Source organism: Moraxella catarrhalis (genome assembly GCF_001656295.1).
In the GTDB taxonomy this organism is placed as follows: Bacteria; Pseudomonadota; Gammaproteobacteria; order Pseudomonadales; family Moraxellaceae; genus Moraxella; species Moraxella veridica.
Map to the genome: position 1 here is coordinate 137,566 of NZ_LXHE01000017.1, position 24,385 is coordinate 161,950.

The 24,385-nt window shown below is 43.8% G+C and carries 17 protein-coding genes, 1 tRNA gene and 2 pseudogenes; 3 read left to right on the top strand and 17 right to left on the bottom strand.

The annotated features are described in order from the left end of the window. Positions 1–64: 64 nt before the first annotated feature. Positions 65–1,249 (bottom strand): polyphosphate kinase 2, encoded by a 1,185-nt coding sequence (gene ppk2, locus AO382_RS08040; RefSeq protein ID WP_227513663.1) that lies wholly within the window; start codon positions 1,247–1,249, stop codon positions 65–67. 275 nt (positions 1,250–1,524) lie between these two features. Between ppk2 and AO382_RS08045 the strand changes: the two genes are divergently transcribed. Both AO382_RS08045 and AO382_RS08050 read left to right on the top strand, forming a co-directional pair. Then, positions 1,525–1,611 (top strand) — tRNA-Leu (locus AO382_RS08045). Positions 1,612–1,890: 279 nt separating this feature from the next. After that, a complete protein-coding gene (locus AO382_RS08050; protein ID WP_064619943.1) occupies positions 1,891–2,256 on the top strand; it encodes a hypothetical protein in 366 nt (121 codons plus the stop codon). A gap of 107 nt (positions 2,257–2,363) precedes the next feature. On the opposite strand, the gene AO382_RS08055 is transcribed toward AO382_RS08050, so the two are convergent. The 14 genes from AO382_RS08055 to AO382_RS08120 form a co-directional block, all read right to left on the bottom strand. Further along, positions 2,364–3,473 (bottom strand): ABC transporter permease, encoded by a 1,110-nt coding sequence (locus AO382_RS08055; protein ID WP_064619945.1) that lies wholly within the window; start codon positions 3,471–3,473, stop codon positions 2,364–2,366. Beyond that, a complete protein-coding gene (locus AO382_RS08060; protein ID WP_064619947.1) occupies positions 3,473–4,654 on the bottom strand; it encodes an ABC transporter permease in 1,182 nt (393 codons plus the stop codon). Before AO382_RS08060 ends, AO382_RS08055 begins: the two co-directional genes overlap by 1 nt. A 23-nt stretch (positions 4,655–4,677) precedes the next feature. After that, positions 4,678–5,835, bottom strand: coding sequence for an HlyD family secretion protein (locus AO382_RS08065; RefSeq protein WP_064619950.1), 1,158 nt, complete (start codon positions 5,833–5,835; stop codon positions 4,678–4,680). 68 nt (positions 5,836–5,903) lie between these two features. Next, positions 5,904–7,313 (bottom strand): TolC family protein, encoded by a 1,410-nt coding sequence (locus tag AO382_RS08070; protein ID WP_081261393.1) that lies wholly within the window; start codon positions 7,311–7,313, stop codon positions 5,904–5,906. A gap of 190 nt (positions 7,314–7,503) precedes the next feature. Then, on the bottom strand, positions 7,504–7,800 hold the full coding sequence (locus AO382_RS10705) for a hypothetical protein (RefSeq protein ID WP_154806263.1): 297 nt from the start codon (positions 7,798–7,800) through the stop codon (positions 7,504–7,506). Between the two features lie 407 nt (positions 7,801–8,207). Continuing rightward, entirely contained in the window at positions 8,208–8,603 is a 396-nt protein-coding gene (locus AO382_RS08080; protein WP_064619959.1) for an acetyl-CoA carboxylase biotin carboxyl carrier protein, read from the bottom strand. Between the two features lie 15 nt (positions 8,604–8,618). After that, a complete protein-coding gene (locus AO382_RS08085; protein WP_064619962.1) occupies positions 8,619–9,809 on the bottom strand; it encodes an NRAMP family divalent metal transporter in 1,191 nt (396 codons plus the stop codon). A gap of 66 nt (positions 9,810–9,875) precedes the next feature. Then, a complete protein-coding gene (gene pxpA / locus AO382_RS08090) occupies positions 9,876–10,607 on the bottom strand; it encodes a 5-oxoprolinase subunit PxpA (RefSeq protein WP_064619965.1) in 732 nt (243 codons plus the stop codon). Between the two features lie 33 nt (positions 10,608–10,640). Then, complete coding sequence (locus AO382_RS08095) at positions 10,641–11,564, bottom strand: biotin-dependent carboxyltransferase family protein (RefSeq protein WP_064619968.1); 924 nt, start codon at positions 11,562–11,564, stop codon at positions 10,641–10,643. 10 nt (positions 11,565–11,574) lie between these two features. Continuing rightward, entirely contained in the window at positions 11,575–12,264 is a 690-nt protein-coding gene (gene pxpB / locus AO382_RS08100) for a 5-oxoprolinase subunit PxpB (RefSeq protein ID WP_064619971.1), read from the bottom strand. 8 nt (positions 12,265–12,272) lie between these two features. Beyond that, positions 12,273–13,646: an acetyl-CoA carboxylase biotin carboxylase subunit gene (gene accC, locus AO382_RS08105; RefSeq protein ID WP_064619975.1), complete on the bottom strand. Its 1,374-nt coding sequence runs from the start codon at positions 13,644–13,646 to the stop codon at positions 12,273–12,275. A 175-nt stretch (positions 13,647–13,821) separates the two neighbouring features. After that, complete coding sequence (accB, locus tag AO382_RS08110) at positions 13,822–14,313, bottom strand: acetyl-CoA carboxylase biotin carboxyl carrier protein (RefSeq protein ID WP_064619978.1); 492 nt, start codon at positions 14,311–14,313, stop codon at positions 13,822–13,824. 1,467 nt (positions 14,314–15,780) lie between these two features. Next, a complete protein-coding gene (locus AO382_RS08115; RefSeq protein WP_064619981.1) occupies positions 15,781–16,320 on the bottom strand; it encodes a hypothetical protein in 540 nt (179 codons plus the stop codon). Beyond that, positions 16,320–18,236, bottom strand: coding sequence for a hypothetical protein (locus AO382_RS08120; RefSeq protein ID WP_201030225.1), 1,917 nt, complete (start codon positions 18,234–18,236; stop codon positions 16,320–16,322). Before AO382_RS08120 ends, AO382_RS08115 begins: the two co-directional genes overlap by 1 nt. A gap of 276 nt (positions 18,237–18,512) precedes the next feature. Here AO382_RS08120 and AO382_RS10885 point away from each other — a divergent pair, with 276 nt between their 5' ends. After that, positions 18,513–18,833 carry a hypothetical protein gene (locus AO382_RS10885; RefSeq protein ID WP_064619987.1) on the top strand — a complete coding sequence of 107 codons (321 nt, stop codon included), beginning with the start codon at positions 18,513–18,515 and terminating at the stop codon, positions 18,831–18,833. Here the strand turns inward: AO382_RS10885 and AO382_RS11485 are convergent. Both AO382_RS11485 and AO382_RS08130 read right to left on the bottom strand, forming a co-directional pair. Continuing rightward, positions 18,816–19,226 (bottom strand): annotated as a pseudogene (locus tag AO382_RS11485) (hemagglutinin repeat-containing protein); the annotation flags it as partial. The gene AO382_RS10885 and the pseudogene AO382_RS11485 overlap by 18 nt on opposite strands. Positions 19,227–19,549: 323 nt before the next feature. Continuing rightward, a pseudogene (locus tag AO382_RS08130) lies at positions 19,550–24,361 on the bottom strand (filamentous hemagglutinin N-terminal domain-containing protein); the annotation flags it as partial. Between the last annotated feature and the right edge of the window lie 24 nt (positions 24,362–24,385).

The following is a 24,385-nucleotide window of genomic DNA, read 5'->3' on the forward strand; positions in this document are numbered from 1 at the left end:
AGGCATAAAAAATCGCCCAAACGAATTTGAGCGATTTTAAAGCCAAAGAGCTTATTTTAAAGACTTATTTAGCTGCAGTAGTTTTGTTGGCGGGTTTGCTGGCAGGTTTAATCGTTAAATTTACCGCTGCTCTGATGGGTAATTGAGTACCGACGGTCAAATCTGTGCGCTCATCCATCTCATACAGCGCACCCGCACGACCAACGATCAAAGGATCAATATTGCCAATTTGAGAAGTGTCTTTATTTTCGTAGGTCAATTTATTAAGCACATAACGCATGGCGTTTAAGCGTGCACGTTTTTTACAGTCAGACTTGATCACAATCCAAGGCGCTTCTGCTGTATCGGTGTTAAAGAACATGGCTTCTTTGGCAAGTGTATAATCATCCCATTTATTGAGCGATGCTTTGTCCACTGGTGAGAGTTTCCACTGTTTTAACGGATCGTTTTCGCGGCTAGCAAAACGCGCACGCTGCTCTTCACGGCTAACCGAAAACCAAAATTTCACCAAATGAATGCCAGATTCTACCAAATGCTTCTCAAACTCAGGCACTTGATGCATAAAAATACGATATTCTTCATCAGTACAAAAGCCCATGACGCGTTCTACAACAGCGCGGTTATACCAAGAGCGGTCAAACAAGACGATTTCGCCAGCGGTTGGCAGATGCTGTACATAGCGCTGAAAATACCACTGACCGCGTTCTTGTTCGGTTGGCTTTTCTAAAGCGACCACGCGCGCGCCACGCGGATTTAGATGCTCCATAAAGCGCTTAATGGTACCACCTTTACCTGCGGCATCACGCCCTTCAAAGATGATGACAAGTTTTTGACCAGTAGTTTTGATGTGGTGTTGGAGTTTTAGAAGTTCAATTTGTAGCTTGTATTTTTGGGCTTCGTAATTTTTGCGACTTAGGCGATATTTGTAGGGATAACCGCCTTCGCGCCAGTTGTCTGACAGCTGAGTGTCGCGTGATTTATCGGTACGAACTTGGCTGATGACTTGAGTTGTGGGAAGATATTCTTTGAGCGCCTCACCAAATTCTGCCAACTCCTCAGGGGTAGCATGCTCAAGTAGATCTTCTAATTGACCCACAGTTTGAGCCATGATCACTTCGGCTTTTGACGGCTTTGGCTTAGCTTCTGTCGTAGTCGATGCTTTGGCGCGAGTCGATGTTGTTTTTTTGGGAGCAGTTGCGTCAGTCGTTGAACTTGTCGCAGCTGTCTTAGGCTTTGGGGTAGTTGTCATGAAAACTCCTTAGGTAAACAAATGAAAAACAACAAAAACCTTGCTATTAGTATGTTAGCATGTTAATACAATGTTATCAACTGTTAAGCTATTTGTAATATTGACTGACCATTTCACCATAACTGATGACAAGGTATGGACAAGCTTATTTCTGGCTTAATATGAGCTTAAGCGGTTTAGATGACAATTTAAAGAAAAAAATTTATAAAAGTTGTTGACAGTGGTAAAAATATCGGTATAATACGCACTCATAGCCAAACAGGCTAACCATACATGCCAGTGTGGTGAAATTGGTAGACACGACGGATTCAAAATCCGTTGCCCTTAAAAGCGTGTCGGTTCGAGTCCGACCACTGGTACCAATAAAATCAAAGACTTACAGCGAAAGTTGTAGGTCTTTTATTTTGTCTTTTAATAACCAAAAAATAATAATAACCACATAATAACCAACGTTAAGACTTTGTGTAGGCAAAAAACACCCCGTATGGGATACGTACGGGGATAGCTAATTCAGCAACCTGCGCCTGTGTATCGCCTGTCATTTATCTTTTAGCAGCCATTGCTTTTCCAACCGCTTGGCTTAATTGTTTATCCGTTCTTACCACTTTAAGTCTTCGGTAAGATGAAACATGGAGGATTTTATGAAATTTGCAATCGCATTACTCTTATGCATCGGGGGTGTATCACTGTTATCACATGCACGCCCCAATCCCGATCAGATTGGGGTTTGTTATTTATTTCAAGGCGATAGCTTGAAGAAAAAAGATGTATGTGTGATTTCTAGTGGTAGCGGTGCAGGTGGGTACTACATCAATTTATATTTGAATGGTAAACCATACTTGTTTGAGTTTAGTCATGATGATATGGACTCAAGTAAAGGTAGCTACTCAAGAGATCCTTATTTTTATCAAAAATTAAAGGATGAAACGCAAGATTATGTAGATTCCGAAGAGTCAATCTACTGTTTTAAGCATAAGCCTTATGATATTTGTTATAAAATGCCGTAATTAATACTCATCATTTAGTCAAGGTAACTAATAGCTTCAAATAAGGTCTATTTAAATGGCATGCATGTGGTGCAATGCCATTTTTTACTAATTGACACTTAAAAAACTTAACCCACTTTGGTGCTCTTAGTTTTGAGTCGCAGCCGCCAAAACGCTATGCTCAAACAAACCGCCGCCACGCTCGCCAAATACACCATTTTTTGCCACACATCTTGGGTGGGTACGCCCATTTGATTAAGCTGCACAAACATTTGTACGCCTTGCGTGGTAGGTAGGGCATGGGCGATGGCTTGTACAAATTTTGGCATTGCGATCAAAGGATAAGCAAGTCCTGTCAGCATAAATAATGGCACAGAAGTAAAAATCAGCAACACGCCCACTTTTTCGCTACCATTGACCCACGATGCGATCAATAAAGCTATGCCGATTGCGCAGCTGACAAAGATGGGTACACCAAGCATCATCCCCCAAAAGTTGCCACCCCTGGGATAATCGTGCCACCAAAAAGCAAAGCCAAATAAATAAAAACACGACAAACAGCCGATGGTCAGCGCCACAGCATAAATCGCTAAAAAATCAGAGACGGTTGCACGCCATCGTCGCTGGCGATAGCCCGCCACCAGCATGGCAAGACCAAGTACAACTGTCTGGTGCACGATCAGCGGTGCCACCGCAGGAAAAATATAGCTGCCATAGCCCGATAAAGGATTAAATAATGCGCTGGTATGAATAATCTGTGGTATGGGCTTATGCCTGGTTTGGGTGACTTGTCCTAGCTCATCAATGATGGTCGCCTGTAGCGATGACACCAAGCCTGCACCGATGTTTTGAATACGCAAAAAGTACGCCGAACTAAGATAAAGTCCAACACCGCCTGTTTCGCCGTGGTGAATGCTTTGGCTAAGATTATAAGGCAGCAACAAAATGCCATCTGCTTGCCCAGATTGCACCATGCTTTGAGCGTCATTAAAGCTGTCAGTGATCGCCAAAACGTGTATATTTGGCGTATGGCTCGCGGTATGGATGATGGCTTGGGTCAGCGGACTTCTCTCTTCGTCGACGATGATGATAGGTAGGTCGGCAGGGCGTTCAGCCTGATAAGCAAAAGGATAAAAAAAACTATAAAACACCACCGACAGCACCATGGTCAAAAAAATGGATCGGTCTTTGACAATGTCTAGCCAAATGCTGGCATACTTTTTGATAAAGCGCATCATCACTCCTTGTCCAAACCAAGTGGTCGGCTTGCTAATGAGTGGTGGCGGTGCACAATAAAGACACTGATCGCACCAAAAATCAGCACAAATATCAGCAGGGATTTAAGGTTTGGTAGGCTGATACTCACTGGGCTGCCAATTACCCACTGCTCGACCTGCAAGCGCGCAAAGGGTGTAAAAGGGATAATTTCTGACCAAAACTGGGTAAATCCAGGCGCGTTGTTTAATGGCAGCGTCACACCTGCAAAACTCATCGATGAACCGCCATAGACGGCTAAAACGCCATAGCTTTTATTGACATCTTGGGTTCTTAGCACGACCATTGCACCAAATAGGGCATAAGCAATATAAAACAGCAGCTGACCAATGATAAGCACAAATAGTGAACCTGCCACAAACCAACCGCGTACGCCTACCAGCCACGCCTGCCACAACCAATGCCAAAGGCTGATAATCAGCACATAAACCCACAGCTTGCCAAACAAGGCGCCCACAGGTGATTTTTGTAGCCATTCGTGTGTTGTTCGCTCGCGAAATTCTTGACCGATGGCATTTGCCACCAAGCAGCACAGCAGCAAATGCAGCACCGCTGGCACCAAAAACGGCTCCAAGAAAAATTCATAACTTAAATTGGGATTAAATAGCACAGATACTTTGATATGCGGCACATCGACAGGCAGGTGGGGTAATACGCCGTTCAGATGCTCGGTTTTGACAAATTCAGCGATAGCCCCTTTGGTGCTACTAGATAAAGCCGATGACACAGCGCTGCCAATGCTAAAAAAAGACTGGTTATAAGCGATGTGGATGCCAGTGTTCTCACCGCGCACCAGTCGGCTCTGAGCGCCGCTAGGAATATGAATATATCCCCCAACTTCCAAGCGATTGATGGCATGGTGCGCATCTTGTATATCGGTTGAGCTAAGCGCAATATGCACAGCTTCATTATGGCTGATACGATGATGGATCAAACTGCTCAAGGTGCTATGATCTTCATCAATCAGTGCCACAGGCAGATGATGCGCCTTCCCATGATAAAACATCGCCCCAAACAGCACAATGATCATCAAAGGAATTGCCATCACCATCACCAAGTCAAATCGGCTGCGTGATAAGCGGTCAAGCTCACGCCCAAACGCATGACAAAAAGCACGGATAAAGCGAGTAGGATCGATTGCCATGACAAATACCCTGATCTGATAATTTAAGGTGTCACAGTAATGTCAAATACCACACTCATACCTACTTTTAAGCCTTCAATGGGTGCGATTGGCTCAAGTTTGGCTTTAAAGCTATGTATATCATAGCCGCCGGTTTGTCTGGTATTTTTGATGGTGGCAAATTCGCCTTCAGCATCAGTATGTACGATTTTGAAATCGGCGCTTTTATTGAGCGCAGGTATAAAACCGGTCAGCTTGGGCAAAGCTTGCACATGGCTGTATTGATCTTCTTGGATATTGATGCTAATGGTAGGGTGATTGTCAAGCAGGCTCATCACAGGCACCGCTGGCATGATCAGCTCGGTGGTTTGGGCATAGATTTTTGAGACTGTACCATCAATGGGCGCATAAAGCATGGTTTCGGCTTCCAAAGCATTGGCTTCGGCAACCGCCGCTCGCGCGATTTGGACTTGGGCGTCGGCAGACGATTTTAATTCATCGGTGCGGCCACGCTCAGCTTTTAGGTATTGCTGATGCGCTGCATGGGCGATTTGAGCAGATGACCGATGCGCAGCTTGCATTTCATCGCGGCGCTGACGCGAGATGACGCCTTCTTGATACAGATAATCGCTGCGACGGAAAGTATCGGCTGCCAAAGCCGCCTGAGCTTCTGCACTTTGCCAATTGGCATACAGCGTATCGACATTTTCTTGTCTTGCACCACGATCAGTTGAAGCTTGGAAGGCAAGGGCGGACTGTAGCATGGCAGCGGCTTGCTGTTTTTTGGCTTCGATTTCAGGGCTGCTTAGCTCAACCAAAGGATCACCTGCTTTGACTGTTTGACCTTCTTTGACATAGATGGTATCGATACGGCTGGGCAGTTTGGTGCTGATATTTACCGTTTCGCCCTCGACGCGTCCTTGGATGCTAAATGTGGTCGGTTTGGCAATTTTTTGTCTGACGCTACCGATTAAGCCTGATTTTGAGTCATCGGTATTCAGCTGATTATTACCTGTAGGCGTACTATGCTTGGTATCATAGCTTTGCATCAGCCCAAAAATTATCACGCCCAATACCGCACCAATCAGCACCAACAGCAGCTTGGCAGCGATACGCTTTCGCTGATCAGCGGTCAGAGCAGATTTCTTTTTTGGGTAGCCAGTCTCAGCGCTTTGCTTTTTGTCATCAATGTTATCAGTCATAGATGTTGTCTGTGGTTAATGTGTTAAATTGTCTAATGATTTGGTTTATAAGCTACTGATTTGATCAATCACAGTCGATGCGCATCAGGCAAATACAGATGGCTATAAAATTCATCAATCGATCCCGTATGGTGCAGCAGTGTCGCCAACGCCAAGATATATCGATACGCATTGAGTGCCGTTTCACTTTCGATCTGCGATAAAGCAGTCTGCGCATCGACCACATTGGTCACTGTCCCAAATCCTTCCTGAAAAGATAAGGTTTGGATGCGCAAGTTTTCTTCGGCAGCTTGACGATTTTGCTGAAGTAGGGCGTGTGTGCTTTGTGCAAGTGCCATCTCACCATAGGCGGTATGCATGGTGGTTGTAATATGCTGATTCACACGATCGCGACCTGATTGAGCTGCTTGTTTTTGTAGATGCGCTGCTTGGACTTGTTTATCGCGATCGATCCCTGAGAACAAATTATACTGAACTGTCACCCCGGCAAACCAGTCCGGCTCATCATCCAAAGTATAACGAGCGACTGCGGCGACCTTGGGTTTTTTGGTGGATTGTCTGAGCGCGATATTGGCATCAGCAAGACGAATATCGGCTTCAAGTTTTTGATTTAATGGCGCATTTTGGGAAGCGCTGACTAAGGCTTGCCAATCAGGGCGCTCTTTGGTGTTGATAAATAGCGGCGTGCTAAGCCTATCAAGCCGAGACAAACCAAGCAATGATTCAAGCTCATAAATGCTGTTTTGATGCTGATTTTGGGCGGCTTGATGCAGCCTTTGAACTTGGTTACGCGCCACTTCAAACTGCATACGCTGCCCACGACTGATAAAGCCTTGTTGCTCTAGTTTATAAGCGTTATTCACATGCAGCTGCATGGCGTTGAGCATTTTTTGTTGGGAAGTGGTCAGCTGCTCTTGCAGCTTTACATTAAAATAGTGGCGGATTAAGTTAAGTTTTGCCAAAGAAGTTTGATCTTGTAGCCCAAATTCGCCGCGCTCTGCTTGTAAATTGGCGATATTTTTGGCGCTGCTGATTAATCCGCCTGTATAAATTGGCATAATGGCAGAGATACTCGGCGTGACGCCATCATGGCGCAGCCTGATATCTTGATGACTGGGCAGGCGATCAATGGCGCTTTGGGTGCCAGCATGCAAGGTGTCTAGTAAGCTTGATGGCGCATTATCAAAGCGATGGTCAAAATGCGCGTTGATGCGCTCAGCCGTCTGCTCTTTGATATTATCTAAAGGAATGCTGCTATTTTGGTGTAGTGTAAAGGCGTGTACATTGAGCGACACCCTAGGATAGTGTAATTTTTGTAGTGATTCTGCTTGCAAGACATCGGCTTGATACAAAGCATTGCTTGCTTGAATGGTAGGGCTGTTGCTCATGAGCTGTTTTTGGGCATCAAGCAAGCTATAGTCGGCATAAGCCTGCTGGCTCAATAATAAGCCCAAAAGTAGTAAATAAGGCATTTTCATAATAAAAGCAAACAAAGTAAAGCACGTGAAATATGATGAGCCGATGGTGTGTAGAATATTAATTTTTATTAAAAATTAGATTAATAACTCTTGACCAATGACAGGCAGTGAATATATCCATGCTGTATGATAACAAGCGATGATGGTATTTTCAATAGCGACTGATCAGCATTTGATAACCCTAAGGTATTCATTTTAAGTTGATTTTTGGGATGAATTGTGGTTTGTGCGGTTTGATAGGGCGGTGTGGCAACTGTATGCATACCAAAGCCATACGATAGTGCGGTAGTAACTGAGATGGGTTTGGTGGTGTCTGGTTTTTTATTGTCATCACGACGGCTGAGATCGGTTTTGTAAAAATTTTAATCGGCACTGACCTTTGATAACTGATTAAATTCAGATAAGTATAACCGATACTTCTAACACCTGGTTTATTTGTTAGGTTGATATTTTGTGGTTTGAGAAGATTGCTGGTTAATTCACTCATCAATATTTCCAGCTCCACCATATCAGGTCTATCTTTTTATTTATCGTAATTTTTCATATCATAGCCATAAGATCCGAAAAACCCCACCGAATATAACCGCCAAGCAATAAGCACCAATATCAAAAAAGATATGGTTGTGATCGCTGGATTGATTTGATGGCGTGAGGGTAGTTTCATGGTTTAATGCCTTAATATACCTATCTTTGATAAAACAACTTTGATGATAAACCCACATTGCTCATAGCGCCAAAAATCCTTTTTTATAGTAGTTTTGCTATATTTTCATGTATGAAAAATTCTAAATCCAAACAGCTCTTAGATTGTTTTCATCGTTGGCTTTCGCATCTTTTACCGCTTAGTTAGAAAAAATCGGACGCATCTCCGTCCGATTTTTATTTTATGCTACATTAAGACAGTGTTATAAGTGTCGTGCCATACTCCACTTTGTCTCCATCACCCAAAAACACTTCGCTTACCACACCTGCTTTATCAGCAATAATCGGTGATAGCACCCCAAGCGCTTCCACACTTGCTACCATATCGCCGACATTGATGGTATCACCGAGTTTGGCCATAGGCACAAATCGCCCCACGCTTGTCGCGACAATGGTTTGACTGTCATCAGTGTGACTATTTGCCATATCGGCGGGAAGGGCAGGCGCTTGAGTATTGACATTTACTTGATTTGCCAAAGTGCCATTGACCACTTTGATGCGCTTGTCACCATCGGTGATTTCAATTTCATAAAGCTCGCTTTGGCTTGCCAGATCGACCACTTTTTGAATCTTTTCAAAATCAATCATTTTTCAACCTATCTTTTATCCCGCTAAGTATTTAGAAATGGTAATGACGCTCAAAATTGACATGGCAACCGCCACAATCCAGCCAAATACTGCCATCCATACAGGATGCTTATAATCGCCGATGATTTTTTTGCGATAAGCAGCAAGCAGGATAACCACAAGAGCAATCGGCAACACCAAGCCGTTTAATGTTCCCACAAGTACAAGCACCTGAGCGGGTCTGCCAATGGTTGCAAAGACAAGTGTTGAGATGGCGATAAAACCAATGATAAAGTAACGGCTATGTTTGGCAATGATAGGATGAAAATTGGTCATAAATGATACAGATGTATAAGCACAGCCAATCACAGATGTGATAGATGCTGCCCAAATGACCACACCAAAGATAATCCGACCTGTGTCGCCAAGTCCGTGCATGAATGGCGTGAGAGCAGGGTTATCTGCTATCATTGCCACGCCGGACGAAACCACACCAAGACAGGCCAAGAATAAGAATACGCGAATGACGGACGCCGCCAAAATGCCTTGAATGGAGCTTTTTGAAACCTCAGGTAAGTTTTCTTTGCCTGTTATGCCTGCGTCTAGTAGTCGGTGAGCTCCAGAAAATGTAATGTATCCGCCCACCGTACCGCCCACCAGTGTAACGATTGCCATGGCATCAATTTTTTCAGGGGCGATGGTTCGTGCGATGGCTTCACCAAAGGGCGGATTGGTGCTAAATACCACATAGATAATCAGTGCAATCAGCACAAAACCCATGATCTGAGCAAATTTATCTACCAAAGACCCTGCTTCTTTACTCAAAAATATCCCAACGGCAATCACACCTGACACTAATGCTCCAATAACAGGATCAATGCCAAATACTGACTGCACGCCAAGCCCCGCGCCACCGATATTACCGATATTAAAGGCAAGCCCGCCCATGATAATGAGGGCGGCAAGCACATAGCCCATCCCGGGTAACACAAGATTGGCAATCTCTTGGGCTTTCATTTTTGAAATGGCAATCACGCGCCAAACGTTCAATTGCACACCAATATCCATGATGATAGACATCAAGATAACAAAGCCAAAACTTGCCCCCAATTTTTCGGTGAACGTGGCAGTTTGGGTCAAGAATCCCGGCCCTACTGCAGATGTCGCCATTAAAAATGCCGCTCCCAAAATGGCGGAGCGATTAACAGAGTTATTGGTATTTTTCATAAATTTCCTTATTACCAAAAGCAACAATGATGTTGATTAACATAATCCTGGTGGTTAAATCAAAACCTAACCAATTGTAATACCTCGAGCCAATAAATTTTCTTTGATTTTCTTGGCAAAAGCAAGGGCATGTTCGCCATCGCCGTGCAAGCAAATACTGTCCACATCAAGGGCAACCACTGTACCGTCCTCAGCGACAACTTCGCCTTTTTCTACCATGCGGATAACTTGGCTGATCGCTTCATTTTCATCATGGATAAGGGCATTTGGCAGGGTGCGCGAAACAAGCGTGCCATCAGCATTATAATGCCTGTCAGCAAAAGCTTCAGAGATGGTTGTCAGCCCAAGCTTTTTGCCTGCACGAATTAGCTCGCTACCTGATAGCCCCATTAGTGCAAAGCTTGGGTTAAAGTCATGTACTGCCTGCGCGATGGCTTGAGCAAGTTCAGGGTCTGTGCCGGCTTGATTGTACAGTGCGCCGTGTGGTTTGACATAGCTTGGTGTTAGTCCCATCGTGTTGCACACCGCACATACCGCACCCATTTGATAAAATAATAATGCACGCACGTCCTCATATCCAAGGCGATGATTGGTACGCCCAAAATTTTCACGGTCATCATAGCTTGGGTGTATGCCGATTTTTACGCCGTTTTCTTTGGCATAGCTCAAAGTTTTGACCATATCCGCAACACCGCCTGCGTGCAGCCCGGCACAGATGTTGGCTGAGCTGACAATGGCTATAAGCTCTTTATCAAAAGCAAAACCTTCGGCAACATCGGCATTTAAATCAATATTCATGTTTTATCCTTGTTTTAAAAGTTAAAAGGCGACCTAGAACCGCTTTGCCATATAAGCCACCTGGTGAATATGGGCATTTTGTTTGGTAAGGCTATCAATGGCAAAGTCCATATCCACCCACTTAAATTGTACTTGCCTACCAAATCGCAACTGGGCAAGTCGCCCCAAATCCGCCTCAATCACTGCTCCAATCTTAGGATAACCACCTGTAGTCTGTGCGTCCGCCATGAGTACAATGGGCTTACCGTCTGACGGCACTTGTATCATACCAAAATCCACACCGTGCGATTTCATCTCAAGGGCATCAAAGACAAGGGGCGCACCTTCTAGGCGATAGCCCATACGGTTGGAATTGGAGGATAGGGTATAGATTTGTGCGCTAAAGCCATCTTGTTCTTTGATAATTTTGTCATATTCACTGCTTTTAATGACGTGAATAGTGGTGAATTGATCAAAGTCATAAGGACTTGGCGCACCCATTTCGCTCATCTTTACGCCTAATTGATAGGGTAACTCGTCGCCAGATTGCACCGCTCGCCCAACGCCCCCCAAGCCTGTTTTGACATCGGTACTTGATGAGCCTAGCTCAGATGCGACATCAAATCCGCTTTGTACGCACAAATATGCGTGCATCCCCTTGATTATGCGTTTAATAGTGAGCGTTTGCCCAGCTTTGGCAAAATAACGGTAGCCTGTGATGACAACTGTGTTGTCAAGTGCCGCCTCAACATATGCCCCCGTCAGGCAAAACGTTGTATCTTGGCTGAATGTCGCTGTCAGACCGCCAAGAGTCACCTCAAGGGCAGGTGCATTGTCATTGTTACCAAGTAGGGCATTACCAAGGCGTAAAGATAGGCTATCCATTGCCCCACATTTGCCAATGCCAAGTCCCAAATACCCCACACGCCCCAAATCTTGAATACTGGCAGTGGCTGTTAAAGTGTTAATTTTCAACATATAATAACCCTTATTCTAAAATATCTTGTACGACAAATTGTAGCGTATCGCCTGCCTGCAAGAGAGTTGGGGGCGTATTTGCTTTGTCAAATAAGGGTAACTGTGTCCGCCCAAGCAGCTGCCAACCGCCAGGCGATGAAAAAGGATAAATGCCTGTTTGAGCACCGCCAATGCCCACCGAACCTGCTGGTACATTCGTGCGTGGCTTGGTGTGACGTGGCAGATGCAGCTCATCGGGCAGACCGCCAAGGTAGGGAAAGCCTACTTGAAAGCCAATAAAATACACGGTATAAATCGGTGCAGAGTGTCGCTCTACAAGCTCAATCACGCTCATACCAAGACGCTTGGCACTATCCGTCAAATCCACCCCAAACTCTCCACCATAGATGACAGGGATTTTGACGTGCTTGCCACTACTTTGGGTATTGCTTACTGGATTAAAATTAGCAATAAATTCATCAGTCAAAGCTTGCAAAATCTCCCTTTGGGTATTCAGGCATTTGGCGGATTTTATCGTGCTTATGTCTAAATATAAGGTCAAAGCATTCATGCCCACGACCGTTTCAACGACAATGGGGTTTTCTTTTAAATACTCAGCAAGTGACCAACATAATTTTTGCTTATCAAGACTAATCTTGCCATCCAAAAACAGCACAAGAGTCCGCTCTGATGAAAACTGCCAAATGGCTTGGAATTCCATATTTTCCCTTACTTGTGATTCGGTTGGTTGTTGGTATAATTTTCAAGCCAGTGGGTCAAATAATGAATGCTTACGCCACCTTTGCTAAACGATTTGTCATTAAACATCGCTTGGTGTAGAGCCTTGTTGGTTTGTATACCTTGGATATCAAGTTCGCTTAGAGCCGATTTCATCTTTTGCATGGCGAGCTCACGAGTCGGTGCATGAACGCAGATTTTGCCAATCAAGCTATCATAATAAGCAGGGATTTTGTAGCCTGTATAAATATGACTATCCACTCGCATACCATAGCCTGCAGGCAAATGACAGTAGCTGATGACGCCGGCTGATGGCATGAGTGTAAAAGAGTGCTCGGCATTGATACGGCATTCAAAGGCATGTCCTGTCAGCGTAATGTTGTCTTGGGTGAACTGTAAGGGCGCACCTTCAGCGACACGGATTTGCTCGGATATTAGGTTTACGCCTGTTACAAGTTCGGTCACAGGGTGTTCAACTTGAATGCGAGTGTTCATCTCAATAAAGAAAAATTCGCCATTTTCATACAAAAATTCAAATGTACCCACCCCACGATAACCCATATCACGACAGGCTTTGACACACGCATCACCGATTTTTTGGCGTGCAGTTTCATCAATAAATGGAGCCGGAGCTTCCTCAATGATTTTTTGATGTCTGCGCTGCATAGAGCAGTCTCTCTCACCGAGATGAATGGTGTTACCATGCGTGTCGGCGATGACTTGAATTTCAATGTGGCGTGGGTTTTTAAGATAGCGCTCCATATAGACCACAGGATTACCAAAGGCACTCATGGCTTCTTTTTTGGTCATAGTAACAGCAGACAACAGCTCACCCATCGTCTCAACGACTCGCATACCTCGCCCACCGCCACCACCTGCAGCTTTGATGATGACAGGTAAACCGACCTTTTCGGCAATCGCGATAATCTCATTATCATCATCAGGCAAAGCGCCGTCAGATCCTGGCACACATGGCACGCCTGACGCTATCATAGTGTCTTTGGCGGCCACTTTATCACCCATCATGCGGATATTTGTGGCGGTAGGGCCAATAAAGGTAAAGCCTTGATTTTCAACAAATTCGGCAAAATCGGCATTTTCTGATAAAAAACCATAGCCAGGATGGATCGCATCCACATCCATCAGTTCGGCAGCAGCGATAATAGCACGTTGGTTCAGATAGCTGTCTTTTGGTAAATGACTGCCAATACACACCGTCTCATCAGCAAGGCGGACAGGCAGGCTGTCTTTGTCAGCAGTAGAATAGACAAGTACTGATTTAATGCCAAGTTCACGACACGCACGGATAATGCGTAGGGCAATCTCGCCACGATTGGCGATCAAAATTTTAGTAAATTTAGCCATATCATTTCCTTTTAATATTTATAGTATTAGAATTTCTGCAAAGCTTTATTGTTAAGAAACCTGTTCGTGCCAAACCTGTCAGAGCGTAACCACTTCCCGCTAATCCTTAGACGCAGCTTAGGATCAGCGAAAAACTTAGTTTCATAGTAAATCCATTATAACTTAATAACTTAAATCATTCAATCACAAATAGCGGCGCATCATATTCCACCATATCGCCATCTTCCACAAGAATTTCACGCACCACACCATCTTTTTCCGTTTTTACTTCGTGCATGATTTTCATGGCTTCTATAATGCACAGCTTGTCGCCTTGTTTAACTGCATCACCCACATTGACAAAATTGGGCATCTCAGGGCTAGATTTACGATAAAACGTCCCAAGCATGGGCGATAAGATAGTATGGTGAGTTTGGTTGAGCTCTGTGTTTGTGCTTGTGCTTGATAGTTGGCTTATTTGGCTGTTAGTTTGCGCAGTTTGTGTGGTTGGTGATTGTGATGGTTGCAAATTAAGGTCGGTATGGTGGGTTGTTTGTGGGGCATGAGTGCTATCTGCGTATTTTTTGATATGAATTTTTTGTTGACCATCTTGCACTTCCAAGGCGTGAATGTTAGCAAGTTCGACGAGACTGATGATTTTTGCAAGTTGTTCAAAATTAATATCCATCAGCTTTCCTTTTGACCCTATGTTAAATATCAGCGAAGTATAAGATAGGCTTGGATAAAAATCAATGGGCAATCATTATAAAATCCGTAAGAAAAACTGGTAGCTTTACCTTGGTTAATCAAGAGGTTAACCAAAATATTTCATACTGACCGACCGTTATCAAACATAGCAATCAATCTAAATTGAAATAAAATTTAGTAAATTATAATTCTTACTTTATAATAAAAAGATCGGGTTTATGGTATTGTTTTAATAATCCAATCGCCAGGATATTATGATTATCCTAGAGTAGGGTAAAGGGTTTACTTCATTGTGGAATAAATTTTTTAATACAGACTTTATTTCTTATCAATTTTAAGTCGCATAAAATTTTAGAGGTTGTACTAGATAAACCCCTAAATCCCACACCATTTTCTTAACAATCTTAATTGATTCAAACAACCGCTCATCAAATCATTGTGTCATAGATACCACTATATGAATCTTACCGCCACAATTATCATTTAGCCATGTAGCCGCCAAGATGGGAATGGAGTTTTGAAATCGATAATTTAATATTTATAAGTTTTTACTGAGAGGGAGCCGAAAGGTCGCACACCAAATCCCTAGAATCTTTAAACCTGATACCCGATAGATCATATTTAACAAATCTTTTATGTAACGAACTTCAAAATTATAATAATATTAAAAATCAATTATTTAACTAATTTCTTTGATTTTTGAGTTCATAAACAAGCATTTTGTTCGTCTTATTATGCCACATCTTATAGATATTATAAGTCTTTTGCTTTCAGAAATACCAAGACAAGACTGCGAAAGAATTAAAAAATGAGAGTTTGGCTCCCACAAGAACGGAAGAGGAGCGGTGTTCTTGTGTGTCATGTAAAGTCAAGCAAACAATCAGACTATCTGTGCAATACAGCCCATAACAAGGCATGGAGCATCCACTCAAGCTGACTGCACGAGCAACCTTTACTCCGTGGATGGATGATATCTGGGATCGACATATGTTTGATAAACAAGATGCAAATTACTACTGGCACGGCTATCGGGATGTCTGCTTTAGAGTGCAGGCGTATATCAATGAAGATCCCAAGCTAAGAGATATGCATCCTTAAACCGCTTGATCAAGATTAAAAACCACCATCAAAAAAGATGGTGGCGGGGTTGGGATTGATTTGTACCGGTACAATCACGCTTGCCAAAGTGTAGTCATCTACAAGGAGGTAATGAAAGCCATGAAGCTTTGGCAGGTTTTATTGCCAAAGACTTGTTAGACCCTCAACGAGTAGAATTCTATCAAACCTTACTTGCCTTGATTGGGTTTCGTACCTCAGCCCGGCCTACGGGCTGTATGCACATTTTTCTCTAACGAATTAATTTGCTTCACGCCACCTGGCATTTTACCATCATGCATTGTGCCCGCAATACCTTCACGAACACCGACACCTGCTTGCCTTTTAAATGCTACCATTTTATCATCTGACCTGTACTGATTAGTTCGGGTATATCAGGGTCTATGGCATAAAGATTGTACCAACCGCCTTTATTGATTTTTGGGTTAGTAAATTGTAAAATCACCGTTTTAAGATGTGGGTATTTAACTGAATGTCCTGCTTCTGTAAAAATAAAGTTGCCATCGGCATTTTTTGGTATAGTTATTTGATGCTTTAAAGTGCCATCTGAATAATAAATGGCGGCATTGTCAGGGGGTGGGAAATACCAAGGGGGTTCTTTGATTTGACTAAAAGAATTAGGCTCTTCACCGAATATCACTAAAAATTCGGTTCTGTCTTTGTTGATGATTTGTATATCTTCTGAAAAAGGAGGTATCCATTCAGAGCCATCTTCATAAATTAGTTTATTGACCAAAAATATAGGTTTCATATCTCGTTTTCTTTTATCTAAAATAATATCAGAATAATCACCCCATTTGCTTGATGAAAATTCTAAAATAGTACCATCTTCATATATATATATATCACAAATATCCACAATCTTCTTCATCACTTAATCTCCTTAATGCTATCAAGGTCAATAATAAATTTATCGGGGTCTGTATAGGCGTTTTCTTTAGCAAAGTTAATTTGCTTAACACCACCTGGCATCACTTGACCTGTTTTGTTATCAAACATTGTACCTGCAATGCCTTCACGGACACCGACACCTGCTTGGACTTCAAATTCTACCACATAGAATTTGTTTGGCGTGCCGTCTTTGGCAATATTGGACTTAAAATCTTCGGTGACTGCCAATCGCTGACGCATATCAGCAACCGAGTTAATCGGTTCTTGGGTTGCCCAGCCACCTAAAGCTTGTTTTCGTTGCTCAGGGGTGTAGTTTTCATATTTTTTTCCTTGTCCCATCAACTGATCGTATTGGTCTTTGTCAATCACCATCCGCATTTTTTCAGGCTTATCCAGCACTCTGTCCACCACTTCCGTACCAGGCTTCCAAGCGGGGTAACCTGTTGGGTGGTATGATAATTGCCATCTATTCTCTAAGCCTAAATTGTTGGCAATTTGGTCATCACTCAATTCTTTGATTTTATCAACTCTTGTTAATCCATCACGGTCAATGGTTTGTCCTAAATTGATATTTTCTGCACGATGAATAACAGGATTACCTTTGGTGGCGGTAAACTCTCTGACTGCGTGTACAGCAAGACCGGGATTATCCACATTAACATTATTTTCAATTTTTACAGTATTCTCTTGAGTGGAGGCGAGCTTATCATACCCAACATTCCTCCCTAACAAAACCTTTTCAGCTGCAAGTGCTGATACCTCAGCTGCCGGCATTGTCATCCATATTTTTTGAGAGTTTTCTATATCTTGAGATGCCTTTAAGTATCCGTAGTCATAGTAATTACCTTGCAACTGCAATAGTCTTTCATAATCTTTTACTCCTCGGACACTGTCTATAGGTCCAATATCAGAGCTTTGTACAGATTTGATGATGTTAGGAATTAAATCAATAAAGTCATCCAATATGAGCTTTGTAGTTTCAATAGGGTTGGTGTTTGCTGTGTTATAAGCATTAGTGACACCTTTATTATACTCAAAAGTTGCCAATGCAGGATCTTTATTAACCCATATTAATTTTATATACTCCCTGACGGTCTGATCATGAGCTGCAGCCCGCATTAGCTCATCTAAGTTTTTAAAAGAGTCTCCACGAACCTTATCTGTTAAATCGTCTTCAAACAACTTCATGCCGCTATTGGCTTCAGTAGAATTGTGCCAATAGTTTTGAACATCCTCATCGTAGTATAAAAAATCAAAAGCTCTATCCTGATCCTCGTGCAACACATTTAATTTATCACCATCTTTTTCAAATGCCTCTGCCCATTGCAAATCATGATAAGCCGTAGCAACAATTGCTAACTCTTTTTCCGCCTCTTCAATGCTCAATCCATACTTATCAGCGAATCTTTTTACTCTATCTTTGTCTAAAATAAAACGAATCTCATCAGGGTGCAACTGCCGATTAAACGCATCTGCATTCACCGCCATCACAGTGCTTGATGCATCTACGCCTGCTGATTGGGTGACGGTAGCAATGGCAAGGCTCGTGATTAGACTTGTGGCATTTTGTGCCGTATCTTCTGAAATGCCAGCTTTTACCAATTGTTCGGTTATTTGTTCTGACAGTTTATCGATTGTTGGTGCAGCTGCTGCCACACCACCTGTAGTGACAGCACCTTCAATAGTACCTGTGGTAAGGGCTGCGGTTGCAGTGTGTAAAGCCACACGGTAAATACCACCTTCATCCCACTTGGCTGCTTCGCTTAGGATGTCATTGATCTGTTCATCGCTCAAATGTTCGATATTTTGTAACTGCGATAGGATAGCATCTTGTTGATACTGGCTAAACTTTGCCACTGTCTTTGGTGCTTCTTTGCCAAACTCTGTGGTAATCACCACCTGAGTATTTAACTCTTTAAGTGCTTGCTCTTTGTTAAAGTCATTGGTGATGATTGGGTTAAGCTGGTTTTGAACTTCTTTTTGTTTGAAATTCTCTGTATTGATATGGCTAAGCCCTGCTTGGTCAGTGATGGCAGTGTGGGTGGTACTGGTTTTATGAGTTGGGTCTATTTTACCATAACCAATGCCTTGTAGGGCAGGTTTGGCTTTGTCATCTGGATTGCTGGTGTCTGCACCAATGCCGATGCTGATGGCATCACCTTCATAATTTAAGTGATTTTCAATGTCTTGGGTTTGGATACCTTGGGCAAATTGGGTTTGGTTTTTACCTGCATCGGTGATGAGATAGCCACCAGTGAACTTACCTTGTCCTTGTACAGACAGGGTAGATTCTTTGGCTTTGATACCGGTTTGGTCGGTGACTTGGGCATAGCTTGCATTGGCGTTTGTGTTACTACCATTAATACTGGCAGATTGTGGTACGCCTTGGAAGCTAACATCAAGATTGCCACCTACTTGGGTTTGATTGCTGTTGTATTGATAAGTGTCTTGACGGCTTTTGACGATGAGATCTTTGCCGACTGTACCTGTTAGATGGTCTGTCGTTAGGTTGGCTCCGTCTAGGGTGAGGCTGCCGCCGATGTCATTGATGGTTGTACCGCCGACAGTGATTTGGGTATTGGTGTGGGTTGTAGCAATCTCTTGGGTATTACCTTTTAATTTGTTAGCATTGATGGTAAAGCCAGCAGAGTTTGAGCTTAGCCCATCGGTGCTAAGATTAGCAGAAGCATAAACACCAAAGCCTACGCCTTTGCTGCTATTTTGGCTGTCTGTTGTGCTAGTTTGTGTAGAAGCTTGATAGATGACACTGCCTTCGACTTGATTGTATAAATCTTTTCCAACACTGATGTTTGAGCCTGTGACGGTGACCGTGCTGTCAGCACCTTTGCCTTTGACATCAAAGGCGAGATTGCCATCTGTGTGGATGGTGGCAGCGTCATTGGTCTCTTGGTAGCTGTGGCTGTGGCTTTTGGTGCTTTGCGAGCTTGGGCTCTGACAGAGCCTAGTTTGCCGTCTTGCAAGTTTTGATTAAGGGTGCGTACTTTGGATGCAGCAGCCAAGCCGCCCATGAGCTTGGCACGGCGAGAGTCAGTGTCTTGGGTAGCGTCTTTTAAGGTTTCGATGCTTTGGACATCACTGACAAGACTGCTGGAGACGCCGGCAGTTAGCCCTGAGGTTTTTTGGCTAAAGCTGTGTGTATTGGCAGCGGTGGCATTTTGACTTGTGATATTGACAGCTTGTGACTTAAACAAGATATTGCCTGTATTGGCATCAGTCTCATCTTTTTGGGCGATGATGTCACTGTTGATGACATCAGTGTCATCGCCTGCTTCAAGGCGGATATTGCCCCCTGTCGTACCAATCACCGAGCCTGTGTAGGTGACTTGCTCATAGGCATCGTTCTGACGAGTTTGCTGTTTGCCTAGTGTAACAGAAGTTGGCGAAGTGGCAAATAAGCCTTTTTTTGAGACCTCGTGGCTACTATGCCCGCTCGCATTATCTTCAGCAGAGCCGATAAGCAGCTGATTATCAGCCTTAATCAGAATGTCCTTATCTGCCAAGACTTCGGTTGAGATTAGGCTGGTGTTTACACCTTGAATGACGACTTCATTACCACCAACTTGACTTATTAGGCTCTTGTCACTGTACTGTCCAAAGCTAGACTGCTCAGTTTTACTGCCTGTTAGGCGACGATTGGTGAATTGGCTGGCACTTTGCACGCTTTGGGTAGCACGGCCTTCAGTGATGCTGATATCGCCTGTGGCAATCAGTGCTGTGGTGCCAGTGGCATTTAGATGCGAGCCTTGGATGTTGATACCAGCCCCTTTGCCTGTTGTGGCTATCGTTAAGTTGCCAGCACTTGTGATGGTTGAACCCACATCGGTGCTTTGGCTGTAGTTAAAGTAGTTATTCTCATCAGCGACAGCACTGATGTGATTGCTTGTGGTGAGGGTTGTGATGTTGATGCCGTTTTGGGCAGTGATTTGGGTGCTGCCACCATCATTTTGTATGTTGGCAGCTTTGTTTAGAACATAGTTGCCCGCTTGGATGCTAAGCGTGGTCAATGGATTGCCATGTTCATCTGTTTGGTCTTTTAATCCATCACCCACACGGATGGTAGCGATGCGTGTGATGGCGGTGTTGAATGAAGCGCTTTGCCCTTGTTTATTGTGATGGGCAGTGGTTTGGCTTTGGTTGGTGATGTTATTGCCAGCACTTAGCGTCATGGCAGCGTTGGCAGCAAGTGTCCCGCCTAAATTATTAATATCTTTGGCAGCAGTGATGGCAACAAACTCACCTTGGATACGATTGGTATTGGTGATGGTGTTGGCAGCAATATTGGCAGCGTTATGGGCGACAAGATTACCGTTGTTATCTAAGTTGCCAGTCAGCTGTAAATCCATGTTTTTAGCAGAAATGGCGCTGTATCTACCATCAGGGGTAAGTGTGCCTGTCGCAATGTTGGCAGATCTAAGATACAGCTTGGGTACCAGAACATCTTGGGTTTTGGTGATGCTATTGCCATCTTTGTCTTTGATGGTGTAGGTGATAGACTCTTTCACCAGCCAAACGATGTCAGTAGTAAGATTTGCCATCTGATCGGCAGTGAGTGCGTTGCCAAGCGTGTAGCCGAACTGTTTGGCTGCCGTGATGCCATTATCCATTAAGGCTTTGTAGGCTTCTTCGTTACTGTGATAATCGGTGTTGATGTGTCTGCCTGTCAGTAGATAATACTGATCTTTAATACGAGCTTGTTCACCATAGCCATCAGAGAGGCGTTTGTGGATGTGATTTGGGTCTGATTGTAATGCTTTTAGCATATAATCAGACGATAGCCACTGTTTGTAATCGGTGAACGCAGGGTCAGTTTGGATCAGTGGCAAGTTAGGGTCGTCAGCAGTGATGATGTATAAGGCTGAAGTTGGTAAGGTGATGGTGTCATCATTGACATCCTTGATGATGGTAGAGACATCATTGCCTGTCGCTGGTTTATCAATACCTGTGCTACTTGGTGTACTGTTGATGGTGGCGTTTAAGATGGGCAGCTGATACGTTGCTAGTGGCGCAAAGGATTGTGTAAATATGCCGCTAGCAATATCCACACGCTTGTGCCTGCGACCTGCACCAGATGAGACCACTGTACGACTGACATATCGACCATTTTCAGTGACTTTGGTTTTTTCACCATACAAACCATTGTCAGGTGTTTGAATGACTCTATCACCAAGCACTGCAAAGCCTAAACCTGCATTCATTTGGCTTTTATCATTAATTAAGGTGTCGCCATGAATGATAAGATTTTGTCCCGCTACCATACGAGCAGGGTCAGAAGTCAGAGTTTTGTCTTCATAGACAACAAAGTCTACCGTGATTTCATCAATCTCTTCACCAACACGATAATAGCGTCCGTTTTCTTGCTTGACATACAAAGCGCCAGTCGGTGCACCTTTTTTACTGGTTGGACCTAAATACGCTTCATCGGTGGTGTAGATGTTTAGGGCTAAATCCACATCGCTTTTATTTTTGTTAAATTGGCGGTTGTATGCTCTAAATTGCTCGCGATTGCGATAAAGTGTTTGCCTGTAAACAGATTCTGCTTCTACCTTAACCGTATGCTTTTTAAAGTCAGCATTGGTGTTTAGCAAGGTTTTGGTGTCAACTTGCATCTCCCCACCAGACTCAATGGTTGCGCCTTTATTAACAACCGTCTCTGCTTTGCCTGCAGCTTGCTGATTGTCATCTAGACTACCGCCAATGTGCAGACTACCCAAGCTTGTGATTAAAGCCTGATTGTCAAAGCCGTCATTGAATTTACCCGCTCTGTCAGGGTTGGGGTGGTTGTTTAAGTGATTCACACCAATATCCAGACGCTGTCTGGCAGCGATGACAGGGGCAGTGTGGTGAGTATCGATATCTTTGGCTTTTGCTGGTGTGTTATTGAGCGTGTCAGCTTGGATGGCAAGCTGTGTGCCATAGATACGACCACCTGACTGATTGTTGATTGTATCCTTGGCTTTAATAACCGTGGTTTCGCTGTTGATTAAACCTTGGTTTGTGATATCCGTTTGGCTAGTAATCTGTGTGTGATTGCCGCTTGTGATGATACCTGCTTGCGTGTTATCAATGTGATTGGCATTCAGTGTTAATGTTTGACCTGCGGTCAATTGGCTTTGATTAATCAGCTTACCACTTGTTGTAAACGCTAAGCGATTGGCAACAAGCTTATCTTGATCGGTATGGGTATAGTCCACTTGTTGGGTGATGGTAAGTGTATCAGCCGTGATGATGCCACCGTTTTGTAGCTCTTTGGCAGTAATGTCTGTTTGCTTTGCTGCAGTGATGCTACCACCTTGATTGATGATGTTGTCTTTGGCGACAAGTGTGATATCGGTGCCGCTTGTTAGGCTACCGCCTGTGTTGATGATGGCAGATTCACTGCCAATCACCATGCCATTTTTGGCAGTGATGCTGCCTTTGGTATTATCAAAGCTCTTTAATTGCCAGTTGATCTCATCTAAGGCGATTTTACTGTCGGTGTTGGTCAGGGTGTTGGTATTTAGGCTTTGTGCATCGATGGATGCTTGCTTGGTGTTACTGGTCTGATTAGCCGTGATGGTAATATCACCTGTGGCTGTGATGAGTGCTTGATCGTTTGTGTTGTGAATACGATTGGTAGCAATGATATGGCCACGAGCATTTGGGATGGGTTTGGTTTGTGCGTTTGCACCAGAGTCACTTAAAGCAGGTGGCTGTGGGTCTGTCCCCAAATTACCTGTACTGCCTGCCGTACTGTCTTTCGGCTGATTGCTAATACTGCCAGCACTTTGATCACTGCTTGGGGCAGAGGGTGTAGGGATACTGGTTTGTCCATACAGGCTTTGACCAATCACCGCTTTATCAATGTTGATCAGTGTATCGGTCGTGATATCAAGCTTACCTGTACCGGTTTGGATAAGCTGACCGGTGTTATTCAGCTTATCAGTATTCACTTGCAAAACACCGCCATAGACACTGCCACGGTTTTCAATCGCTTCTTTGGCTGCAATCTTGGCGGTTTGGGTGCTGTGAATGATGCCTGTGTTATTAAGACTTGCGGTATTGATGGCAATGTCTGCTTGCTTGCTTAACAGTATGCCGTTGTTTTGAGTAGTGCTGCCATGGGTGTTGATGGTGACAGCATCTTTGGCTAGGATTTTACCGGTATTGACCAGATTGCCTTGGCTGTCCAAGGTGAGCGTACCAGCACCAAGCTGTTGTCCACTACCTGTGGCTGTAATGACCCCTTGGTTATTGACCCCAAAGCCTTTGTCAGTGCCGATAAGATGGATTTTACCTGCATACATCCCACCAAGATTTGAGATGTCCAATGCCAAGGTTGGCGTAGCGCCTTGTTGCTCCTTATTGGTGGTTTGATTGGCAGATGATGTGCTTGTTTGTTTATTGATGGCAGTTAATTGTGTGAAATCGCCATCTTGAAGATGGACACTGTTTTCACCTAGAATAACATCAAGTTGTCTGCCAGCATAGATTTCATCATTAATCTGCACAGCTTTGGCAATGAGTGCGGCATAATCCGTGCCTTGTAGGTTTAATTTGCCATGGGCGGCAATATGACCTGTGCCAACCTCATAACCTGTCACTTGTCCTTGATTAACTTGGCTGTTTGCTGCTGCCAGATGCACATTAGCTGCATTGATAAACCCAGCACCATTGATGACAAGCCCTGATGGATTGGCAATGATGACATCGGCTTTTTTGCCTGCCACTTCAATAAAGCCACCCAAATGACTTGGGTTGTTGGAATTGACTTGGTTTAAGATGGTAGAAGCTTCCCCACGAGCCATATAGGGGTTAGCCGCCACAAAGCCTGCGATTTGGGTACCCACCGCTTTACGGTTGTTATTTAATACAGCACCTGTGCTACCCACATCAAACTGGCTGTAATGATTATTGGATAAGCCACGAGCATTAGGCGTGGCGATATTGACAGAAACCACACCACTTGCGGTGTTTAATACAATCGGCTGTAAGGCTTTATCAGCGGATTTATCTGCAATGATGGTGGTGGGGGTGTTGGCATGGGC

What these genes read in the sequence shown, in the direction of transcription:
- ppk2 (WP_227513663.1), bottom strand. Translation starts at nt 1,249, where the DNA reads ATGACAACTACCCCAAAGCCTAAGACAGCTGCGACAAGTTCAACGACT.
- AO382_RS08050 (WP_064619943.1), top strand. Translation starts at nt 1,891, where the DNA reads ATGAAATTTGCAATCGCATTACTCTTATGCATCGGGGGTGTATCACTG.
- AO382_RS08055 (WP_064619945.1), bottom strand. Translation starts at nt 3,473, where the DNA reads ATGATGCGCTTTATCAAAAAGTATGCCAGCATTTGGCTAGACATTGTC.
- AO382_RS08060 (WP_064619947.1), bottom strand. Translation starts at nt 4,654, where the DNA reads ATGGCAATCGATCCTACTCGCTTTATCCGTGCTTTTTGTCATGCGTTT.
- AO382_RS08065 (WP_064619950.1), bottom strand. Translation starts at nt 5,835, where the DNA reads ATGACTGATAACATTGATGACAAAAAGCAAAGCGCTGAGACTGGCTAC.
- AO382_RS08070 (WP_081261393.1), bottom strand. Translation starts at nt 7,313, where the DNA reads ATGAAAATGCCTTATTTACTACTTTTGGGCTTATTATTGAGCCAGCAG.
- AO382_RS10705 (WP_154806263.1), bottom strand. Translation starts at nt 7,800, where the DNA reads ATGAGTGAATTAACCAGCAATCTTCTCAAACCACAAAATATCAACCTA.
- AO382_RS08080 (WP_064619959.1), bottom strand. Translation starts at nt 8,603, where the DNA reads ATGATTGATTTTGAAAAGATTCAAAAAGTGGTCGATCTGGCAAGCCAA.
- AO382_RS08085 (WP_064619962.1), bottom strand. Translation starts at nt 9,809, where the DNA reads ATGAAAAATACCAATAACTCTGTTAATCGCTCCGCCATTTTGGGAGCG.
- pxpA (WP_064619965.1), bottom strand. Translation starts at nt 10,607, where the DNA reads ATGAATATTGATTTAAATGCCGATGTTGCCGAAGGTTTTGCTTTTGAT.
- AO382_RS08095 (WP_064619968.1), bottom strand. Translation starts at nt 11,564, where the DNA reads ATGTTGAAAATTAACACTTTAACAGCCACTGCCAGTATTCAAGATTTG.
- pxpB (WP_064619971.1), bottom strand. Translation starts at nt 12,264, where the DNA reads ATGGAATTCCAAGCCATTTGGCAGTTTTCATCAGAGCGGACTCTTGTG.
- accC (WP_064619975.1), bottom strand. Translation starts at nt 13,646, where the DNA reads ATGGCTAAATTTACTAAAATTTTGATCGCCAATCGTGGCGAGATTGCC.
- accB (WP_064619978.1), bottom strand. Translation starts at nt 14,313, where the DNA reads ATGGATATTAATTTTGAACAACTTGCAAAAATCATCAGTCTCGTCGAA.
- AO382_RS08115 (WP_064619981.1), bottom strand. Translation starts at nt 16,320, where the DNA reads ATGAAGAAGATTGTGGATATTTGTGATATATATATATATGAAGATGGT.